A 428-nucleotide genomic window follows, 5' to 3' on the forward strand; every position below is an offset into this window, starting at 1 on the left:
ATCTAATGACCGTCAGGATTGAGAACCTGGTCACCTCGGGGACGTTCTCGCTCGACGGCGGCACCTGGGATGTGGACAACAACGTCTGGATCGTCGGCAACGACGAGGAATGCGTGATCATTGACTCCCCGCACGACGCCGCGGCCATCATCGATCAGGTCCGCGGGCGGAAAGTTAAAGCGATCCTGCTGACGCACGCGCACAACGACCACATCGGCGCCGCCCGGGAGGTTGCGGACGCCGTGGGCGCCCCGATCGTGCTGAACCCGGAGGACCTGGTCCTGTGGAAGCAGGTCTACCCGGACTACGAACCGGACCGGTACCACGGAGACGGAGACGTGTTCGAGGTGGGAGAAACGGCGCTGTTGGCAATTCATACGCCCGGCCATTCCCCTGGCTCCACCTGCTTCTATCTTGAAAGCGAAGGA

At 62.4% G+C, this 428-nt stretch carries 1 protein-coding gene; it reads left to right on the forward strand.

Annotated features, from left to right (window positions below):
* Window positions 1-5 precede the first annotated feature (5 nt).
* Window positions 6-428: MBL fold metallo-hydrolase (locus P2Q66_RS03875; protein ID WP_275725720.1), on the forward strand; the 423-nt coding region annotated here is incomplete at its 3' end.

It is taken from the genome of Arthrobacter sp. Cr_A7 (assembly GCF_029222765.1).
Classification (GTDB): Bacteria; Actinomycetota; Actinomycetes; order Actinomycetales; family Micrococcaceae; genus Arthrobacter.